General features: G+C 34.4%; 6 protein-coding genes and 1 pseudogene. 4 read left to right on the top strand and 3 right to left on the bottom strand.

The features are described from left to right. The 3 genes and pseudogenes from CQA44_RS10405 to lpxD form a co-directional block, all read left to right on the top strand. Positions 1 to 365 (top strand): annotated as a pseudogene (locus tag CQA44_RS10405) (hypothetical protein); the annotation flags it as partial. Between the two features lie 201 nt (positions 366 to 566). Next, on the top strand, positions 567 to 1,400 hold the full coding sequence (locus tag CQA44_RS10400) for a DUF5718 family protein (RefSeq protein WP_115547172.1): 834 nt from the start codon (positions 567 to 569) through the stop codon (positions 1,398 to 1,400). 64 nt (positions 1,401 to 1,464) lie between these two features. Continuing rightward, positions 1,465 to 2,460, top strand: a complete 996-nt coding sequence (gene lpxD / locus CQA44_RS10395; RefSeq protein WP_115547171.1) for a UDP-3-O-(3-hydroxymyristoyl)glucosamine N-acyltransferase — start codon at positions 1,465 to 1,467, stop codon at positions 2,458 to 2,460. 455 nt (positions 2,461 to 2,915) lie between these two features. Here the strand turns inward: lpxD and CQA44_RS10390 are convergent, their stop codons facing one another. Beyond that, positions 2,916 to 3,770, bottom strand: a complete 855-nt coding sequence (locus tag CQA44_RS10390) for a DNA-protecting protein DprA (RefSeq protein WP_258865008.1) — start codon at positions 3,768 to 3,770, stop codon at positions 2,916 to 2,918. Between the two features lie 331 nt (positions 3,771 to 4,101). After that, positions 4,102 to 5,337, bottom strand: a complete 1,236-nt coding sequence (ilvA, locus tag CQA44_RS10385; protein ID WP_115547170.1) for a threonine ammonia-lyase — start codon at positions 5,335 to 5,337, stop codon at positions 4,102 to 4,104. Positions 5,338 to 5,565: 228 nt separating this feature from the next. Here ilvA and CQA44_RS10380 point away from each other — a divergent pair, with 228 nt between their 5' ends. Then, complete coding sequence (locus CQA44_RS10380; protein ID WP_115547169.1) at positions 5,566 to 7,251, top strand: N-6 DNA methylase; 1,686 nt, start codon at positions 5,566 to 5,568, stop codon at positions 7,249 to 7,251. 140 nt (positions 7,252 to 7,391) lie between these two features. Here CQA44_RS10380 and CQA44_RS10375 read toward each other — a convergent pair. After that, on the bottom strand, positions 7,392 to 8,056 hold a 665-nt coding region (locus CQA44_RS10375; RefSeq protein WP_115547168.1), incomplete at its 5' end, for an outer membrane beta-barrel protein.

The following is an 8,056-nucleotide window of genomic DNA, read 5'->3' as shown; positions in this document are numbered from 1 at the left end:
CATGTATAGAGTTCAATAAATATCATGCTAAAAACATCTTGCAAACACTGCAATCAAACCCAACTATTAGGGAAAAGTTGCAGCTACAAGATTGCGAATGTTTGCAGGGATTTGTAAATAGGAATTACACAAAGCTATATGATATAGTGGAAATAAAATCAAATGCGCTACAAGAAGAATCTTTTGGTAATTTTACCAACCATGCTACTTATCCTGAACTAAAACAAAAATTCGAAGTTATTAGAAACATTATACTCTCCCACCGCAAGCAACTGCAAAATCTTGCTCAACAGCAAATAGATTCTAAACCACAAGCCTACAACTTAAGTGATAAAACTTTCTACAAAAAACCTACAAAGCAATAAAATCATAGCAATATCCTATCTTGTTTTTAAGGCTTTGTACGGTCATTTTAAGGAGTTACAATAAGTATCACTAAAAATAAAAAAATAAGCTAGAGTGTAGAAAATTGATATTTTGTCATCAATAAAGACTACAATTTAGTTTTTAAAACTTGTGGTTTAGGCATTTTATTAGGCACAGCTTGATTAAATTAAGGAGATAAAATGCAGGCAGAATTTTTAGGATTCGGAATTGCGGGCAACTTTGCCAATCATTTAGAACAAGCAGGTGAAGCAAATGACTTTAAAGAAGTAATAAGCGATGAAGTAGGAGCACCAAAGGGCATATTTCCTTTCTATATTCCTAAAGACAACACATTCTTGGGACGTTACTGCATCGATAATTATAAAATTATTTTACCTAAAGACAGCTCTCTTAATGCACAAGCAGAACCAGAGATAGGGCTTGAATGTGAAGTAAGTTACAGTGCTGATGGCAAAGTCAAGAATCTTAATCCCAAATTCTTTATGGCATTTGATGATACTTCTATTCGCAATGACACAAACGCAACAAAAATCAGTCAAAAAAAGAATTTTTCTACAGCTTCAAAGGGGTGTGGCTTTAAGCTTCCTATTGATAAATTTGAAAAAGGCGGGATTTGCGATAACTATTCTATAACCTCTTTCCTCATTTTTGATGGCAAAGCGCATCAATATGGGGATAATGCTAAACTTACAAGTTATAGCTATTTTTATCAAAAATTGCTTGATTGGATTGTAAGAAAGCTCAATACACAAACTGACCACGCAGTATTGGAAAATTTGGGCGATATTATCAAGCGCACAAAACAACCATCAAAAATCCTTATTGCTATTGGAGCAACTAGTTACACACATTTAGCAGAAACTAGATTCTTACAAGAAGGAGATGAAGTTTGTGTAGTAGCATATAACCACAATAAATACAGCAATACACAAATCCAATCACTTGTTGAACAAGGAGTGATAGGATTAAAGGATTGTTCAATTGTACGACAGGAAGTTATTCGCCAACATTAAAGAAATCATTAAGAATTTTCTCTGAGAATTATGCTTCCTACAACCTGCATGCTAAGGAGAAAATATGCTATTATCAGAAGCCATAGAGGCGGCATTTGGCACTGTCATAACGCTTAAAAATTCTTTACACAAAGATTTTGAGCTCATAGGATTAGCTCCTTTGGAATCTGCTAGCCCGCGACATGTAAGCTATATCAATCAAGAACATTATGTCAAAGAATTAAAAGATTCTAAAGCGGGAGCAGTACTTATTAAAGAATCTCTTTTAGGAAAGATTCCAAGTTATATACAGCCGCTCGTAGTTGAGAATCCACACCTAGCATTTGCCTTATTATCCCAACTCTTTGCAAAAAGGGATTTTGTTAACTGTGAGTATAGCGAATCTAACATTCATGAAAGTGCTAGCATTGCTAAAGGAGTTTCAATAGGTAAAAATGTACATATTGGTGCTCACACTGTTGTTATGTCAAACGTCGTTTTGGCAGATAATGTTAGCATTGGCGAGCATTGCAAAATTTATCCCAATGTTGTTATTTACCGTGAAAGCGAGATTGGCAATCGAGTTCTTATTCATGCAGGAACTGTGATAGGCAGCGACGGATTTGGATATGCACAAACTGCACAGGGAGAACATATAAAGATTGAGCATAGCGGTAAAGCCGTAATAGAAGATGATGTCGAAATTGGCGCGAATAACGTTATCGATAGGGCTGTTTTCGGTGAAACGCGCATTAAAAAAGGCAGTAAAGTGGGGCATAGCTGCGTTGTTGCACACAACTCTATCATTGGGGAGCATTCCCTATTAGTAGCGCAAGTAGGGCTGGCTGGTTCTACTACAACGGGAAGAAATGTTATTTTAGGAGGGCAGGTTGGCACAGGGGGACATGTTCATATTGGTGATTTTACACAAGTAGCAGGTCGTGGAGCAGTTTCTAAGAATCTTCCACCCAAAAGTAAATGGGGAGGACACCCAATTATGGAACTTGATGAGTGGATGAAATTTTATGTCAAGCTTAGAAGACTGCTAAAAACACAGAAAAATACAAAACAAAACAACTAAATAATCTAAAAAAGTTAAGATAGCTGTTTGTCGTTTTTATAAAGTAAAATTCGCAAGAATTATGCCCAAATTCTGAAAAATTAGAATTTCTTATAAGTCTTAAAAATATTGCGAAAGAAGTGAAACTCTCAAGCAGATTCTCTACAAGCAACTTAATGGAATTTTTGCTGCTGGAAATCTGAATCTATTAAAAACTAACAGTAGCAATTATTGGGACAAATCAAAATTGCAAGAGACTTCGAGAAATTATAGCTTGATAGAGATACATAAACTAGCAAGAGCCAACCTCTACAAAGAGAAAGAAAGAGAAAGATTATTTTAATAATCCCACAAATAAAGCTAAAACACAATATTGTCTCTAAAGAAAATAACGAGGTTGTGTTCTTGCCTCACTTATAACTACATTTTTGATAACAACCTCTTAAGTATTTCTAAGATATTGTTGAATCGCAATATTAGCCTAATTCAATATATATACCATTGCGTTTAATTTTTCCTTCTAACTCATACTCTAAAACCTGATTGCCAAATTTCTGCATTGCTTCCGCAAACAATCCATTCTTACTCGCAAACTCCAAAAGGGTATCTTGTTGTCTTTCTTCATAGACAATCTCAAATTTCTCACACAAACTAGTAACAAAAGATTCTATGTCATAAATAGCTTTCGCGCTGCCCCTACTTAATAATTCTTGTGTGCCTAAGCTTTCATTCATTCTGTGTGGAAAAACAAAGAGATTCTTTTTTAATGCAATACAGAGATTAGCAGATGAACTTGAACCGCTACGTAAATCAGCCTGCGGTATAATGACCAAATCGCTTAAAATCACTATAATACGGTTACGTTCCAAAAAGCTATAGGCTCGTGGCATAACACTTTCTTCGTATTCACTTAATATTAACGCATTGCTGCGTATTCGTTCAATAAGTGAGCTATTTTCTTTTGGATAATTAAGATTAAGTCCTGCTGGTGAAACTAAAATGCTATTATCGCCGCTATGACTATGAGCGATACTATCTATACCAATGGCACCACCACTAAGAATAACAAAACCCTTTTGAGATAATTGTGCAGATAAAATAGCAGTGTGTTGTTTAACATATTGATTAGGAGTCCTTGTCCCAATAATTGCTACTTTTGGTTTTTTTAATAGATTCAGATTTCCAGCAGCAAAAATTCCATTGAATTGCTTGTAGAGATGCCTGCTTGAGAGTTTCGCCTCTTTCGCAATATTTTTAAGACTTATAAGAAATTCTAATTTTTCAGAATCTATATATTCTTTTAAGCACTCTCTATTTAAGAATTGAGACAAGGAATCTCCTTAATTGGTTAGATTAACAAAACTTTATTTTGCAACAAAACATTAAAATACCAATGATATTGTAGCCTCTTTCCACAATTCTAATTGCACATTACAATTAAAGATTAATGAATATAATAAAAATTTATATCATTATATACTTCAATCATAAAACATATCAAATCCAAAGACATTGACATCAAACAAGTAGAGAATCTCATGAATATCTTAGATTGGCTAATGTCGCAAATTAATGAATTATAATTGCTTAATAATCCGTTCTTAACTATAAATTGGCAATATTTTCTAGCTTAAACTTAAAAGACATTAGCGCAGTTAAAATTTAAAACACTTCATGAAATTTATACCCATGCTCTAACAAGATTCTATATATACTTTGCTTATGCTCACGACCTTTAATCTCTAAGCCTATTTCCACAATCGCATCACCATACTCAAGTTTAGTACTAACACGAGAATAATTGATGGATACAATGTTTGCCTCTTGATTTGTTAGTAATTCGGTGAGTTTTTGCAAACTTCCCGGTTTGTCAATAAGAATAACTTGAAACTTTATTCTCCTATCACTCTTTAATAATGCTTTCTCGATAATAACATTTAACATAGTAACATCAATGTTGCCACCGCTAATCACTGCACCTATTTTGTGTCTAGGTTCTAAATCTAACTTGTGATGAAGCAGTGCTGCTACTGTAGCTGCCCCTGCCCCTTCTGCAACAAGCTTTTGTGATTCTAATAAAAAGAGAATGGCACTTGCAATTTCTTCATCATCAACTTCAACAATCGAATCAACCCCTGCTAAAATACATTCAAAAACCGATTCATTCACATCTCGAACAGCAATTCCATCTGCTATGGTTCTTACAGAATCCGCGTTGCATGCTTTCCTTGCTTCAAAACTCATTTTCATAGCATTTGCACCCTTAGCATTCACGCCAATAATTTTGGTTTGCGGACTAAGAGTTTTATATACGCTAGCAATACCGCTAATAAGCCCACCGCCACCAATTGGGACAATAAGCATATCTAATTGTTCCTCTTCTATCATCTCAAGGGCAACACTACCCTGCCCTGCAATAACCTCACTATCTGCAAATGGATGAATAAAGCAAAGATTTTGTTCTTTGGCAAGATTAAGCGCATGACTGTATGCTTCATCATAATTATTACCCACAAGCACAACTTCAGCCCCCATCGCGCGTGTCCCTACAACCTTTAAAAGGGGTGTTGCCTCTGGCATAACAATAATCGCTCTTGTCTTAAAGTGTTGCGCACTAAAAGCTACGCCCTGTGCATGATTTCCTGCGCTTGCGCAAATTACGCCTCGAGATAAAATCTGTGTGCCTTTCTTGGAATCTTCCTCTTTAAGCGTGGCAATTTTATTAAATGCCCCTCGAATCTTAAATGCTCCCGTTGGCTGAAGATTTTCTTTTTTGAGATAAACCTGCGCATTAGCAACCTTGCTTAATCTGGGCGCATAGGCTAAGGGATGATGCGCAATAATACCTTGCAATCTTTTTGCGGCTTGTTTAATATTCTCTAGCGAGATTAATTGCATACAGAAACCTTAAAATACATAAGTTAATAAATTGAGGGGATATTGTAGCATGTTTTACGCACTTTCACTAAGGGTATTCTTAATTAAATTCATTTATCAAATTCTAAATATTCACATAAAATTTTAAGATATAATACATTCGGAAAATTAGCAAACTTTAAGGTTATACTTGCCTGCTAGTCAATGGAAAATCTTGCGATAAACACACTTAACTTTAGAGGAATCACTGTGAAAAAACTACTTGATTGCTTTGATTACATCAAACAGTATCATTCCGATATTTTAGATGTTGTTCATATCATGCTTGAGCTTTTTGTTTTTCGCAAAGAATCCCCAAATACTATCTCTCAACTTATTATCAAAGCACATAAAAGACAACCTATTAAAGAAGAATTTGAAGCAACCTTACAAAGTCTCATTGGCAATGGGCTGTATATTCCTATCAGTAAGGCGCTCAATATTCTTAAAGTACTTAAAGTCTTCTACTCAAGCAATATTGAAATTCATAATGTAGAACAATTCCTGCATATTATTTCACAAAAAAGAACGACCAATAAACTTTATTACTATTCCACGCCAAAAGAAGTCAATGATTTACTGATTCTCCTATTGGAACTACATGATGATGACTGTGTTTATAATCCTTGTTATGGTATTGGGAGTATCTTTTTATCTATCGGGAACACCAATCCTTATATTAAACTTTATGGTGAAGAGTTAGATGATAGGCTGTCAAATATTGCTAAGCTTATTGCAAGATTCAGCAACATTAGAGAATATGCACTTTTTGTTAATGATATTTTGCGCAAACCCCTATTTAAAGAACAAAATAAATTAAGAGAATTTGATAAAGTAATATGCAACCCGCCACTTTATATTCACATGGGTATAGAACAACTCAAAGAAGACGAAAGATTCAGTAAAACGGGTATGCTAGCGAAAAATTATCCCGAACTTGCATTTCTCACACACGCGCTCTCACATCTCAAACATAGAGGGGTATTTATTGTGCGCAATCAAACCCTACAAAAGAGCTTTTTAGAAGAGAAATTACGAGAGAGACTTGTCCAAGATCGCATGTTGGAAGCAGTCATAGAACTTCCGAAAAATATATTTCCTCACCAATCTTGCGATTTCTCAATTCTCATTATCTCACACAACAATCAAAACATACTGCATATCAATGCTAACAATCCCTATTTCTACATTAAAGACGGTAAATATAACCAACTTACTAAAATCCAAGAAATAGCCAATATCTTTAAGGAAAAACAACAAACACAGTTTTCTAAATTAACTAGCATAGAAGAAATAAAAATTCATGATTTACGTGCAAGCTATTATCTCTCTAATTCTCAAAAATATAGAGATTCTTTGCGTCTGGGTGATATAGAGATAGAAGTTTTTCGCGGACAACGCGTTTATGGAAGCAATAAAGACAGTAGCATTGAATATTATGACATTGGTATTGTAGATTTTTCACCCTGTGGATTTAGCACGCATTTTGAGAATAAAAAAACAAGCGGAGATTCCCAAAAAATCCATAAATATCGCTTAAAACCTTATGACATTTTATTATCATTAAGAGGAATTGTGCCAAAGATGACTATACTAAGTGAAACAGTGGATAATTTTATTGCCGTTGCAAATGCTGGAATTCTTATTTTGCGATTACAAAATAAAAATGAAGCCATCGGGCTATATTGCTATTTTTTTTCACAAAGAGGCTTTGAATGCCTCTCTGAAATCTATAGAAAAAGCGGTGAAAATATAGTTTATACCAATGAATTACTAGAAGTAAGAATTCCTTCTAATTATCTCGCGGGAAGTGCAATAAAAATGCAAAAAATAGAAGAGTTAAAAGCCGATTTTGAAATCTTAGAGGCAAGATTAGAGAGACTAAAACAAAGTTAAATATGCAATAATGACAAAATACCTATTGAAATCATAACATTCCGATAGGATTCACACTAAAACTGATGTTAAAGTAAAAATTCTAGAATCTTTTGTTGCCTTCTAAGAATCTATTTAGATGATTCATTGACACTAGATTCTTAAAAATTACGAGTATAGCCTATACTAAAAGAAATATTATGTGGAATAAAAGATTCAGCAGTATAACGAGTGCCTGTTGTACCTAGCTTTGATTTCCCGTGTTCTGCAAGCTCTACATTATTGGGCATAGGAACAAGCCACTGGGTAAGAAATTCGATTCTGTGTTTTGCAGCAATGCTAACATTAAGCCCCATATTAAGTCCAATCACAAAGTTAAAAGGCAGGTTATAGATTCCATCATAATATTGTTGTCCTCCTAATACTGCTCCAAGCACTATGCCAAAACCAGAATTTGGATTAACAAAATTGAAAGGAATATCTAGCAATAAATCCGCATTAAACAATACGCTCTGCGTCTTGAACTCTACGCTCGAATCCTTTAAGGAACCGCCCATATATTTATAACTCAAATATGCTCTTGAGCCAAAGAAAGGATAAGTAAAATACTGATAGCCTACTTTTCCTCCAAAGCCTACAAGATTCCCTGAAATATTATAATATCTAGTTTGTATGCCAAACGTCTCTAAATACATCGTAGAATCAATAGGCATAAAAGGAATCTCCAATCCTAACAAAAATCCTGTTTTTTTCTTATTGTACGCTAGGTAATTGTCTCCATAAACATTACTTGCAGGGTTTGAATAGGCAGGAGCTAAATTAGCGA

Source organism: Helicobacter sp. MIT 14-3879 (genome assembly GCF_003364125.1).
The sequence above is the reverse complement of the archived record's forward strand: the minus strand, read 5'-3'. Positions and strand labels throughout refer to the sequence as shown.

Bases quoted from the DNA above. Each gene is read 5' to 3' on its own strand.
- CQA44_RS10400 (WP_115547172.1), top strand. From the start codon at position 567: ATGCAGGCAGAATTTTTAGGATTCGGAATTGCGGGCAACTTTGCCAAT.
- lpxD (WP_115547171.1), top strand. From the start codon at position 1,465: ATGCTATTATCAGAAGCCATAGAGGCGGCATTTGGCACTGTCATAACG.
- ilvA (WP_115547170.1), bottom strand. From the start codon at position 5,337: ATGCAATTAATCTCGCTAGAGAATATTAAACAAGCCGCAAAAAGATTG.